The following is an 849-nucleotide window of genomic DNA, read 5'->3' on the forward strand; positions in this document are numbered from 1 at the left end:
ATAACGTATACCAATCGCTGCGCTGCAATCAGAGCAACGACCACGTAGTACAAGCCAACTTACTAAGGGTATATTCTCATACCATTTTATTTGATGCGCACAGTGAGGACAGCGCGATGCTGGTCTACTCAAAGTAATGGGCGTATCTGTCGCCGTAATGTCCGTTAAGGCCTTAGTATGCTCATGCGGCATATCTACTTGCTGAGACATAAACTGGCTGCATTCTTGTCGCCAGCTATAAATCATCATCAGCGGTATGCGATGAATCACGACATTCAAAAAACTGCCTATACATAGCCCTAATATTGCAAATACAACGAGCGCCAAGGTCATATTACTTTGTAATAATTCTAACAATTGCATCAATTTGCTACCCTACTACTGAACCCATCTGGAAGATTGGTAAGTACATGGCAATGACCAAACCACCTACTAAAACCCCTAGTACCGCCATGATCAATGGCTCCATCAAGCTGGTCAAACCATCAACGGCATTATCGACTTCGTTTTCATAATATACGGCTACCTTGTCAAGCATCTCTTCTAAGCTGCCTGATTCTTCACCAATACCGACCATTTGGATCGCTAAGCTTGGGAACAGGTTAGTCGTGCGTATCGAAAACTGCAATTGTTGACCGGTTGATACATCGTTTTTGATCTGTTGAATAGCATCGTAAAACACCACATTATTGGCGGCACCTGCAGTAGAGTCTAAAGCATCAATCAATGGTACACCAGCCGCAAAGGTAGTAGACAGCGTGCGCGCGAAACGGGCGATGACAGCCTGGTAAGCAATATTGCCAAATATAGGTGCTTTTAAAGTAGCACGATCAAGAAAATCACGAAACT

At 43.8% G+C, this 849-nt stretch carries 2 protein-coding genes; both read right to left on the reverse strand.

What is annotated here, in order from left to right:
* Positions 1–363: prepilin peptidase (locus ACS8FD_RS18580; RefSeq protein ID WP_439276931.1), on the reverse strand; the 363-nt coding region annotated here is incomplete at its 3' end.
* A gap of 7 nt (positions 364–370) precedes the next feature.
* The coding region (locus tag ACS8FD_RS18585; RefSeq protein ID WP_439276932.1) for a type II secretion system F family protein at positions 371–849 on the reverse strand (479 nt) is incomplete at its 5' end.

It is taken from the genome of Psychrobacter sp. 1U2 (assembly GCF_051847575.1).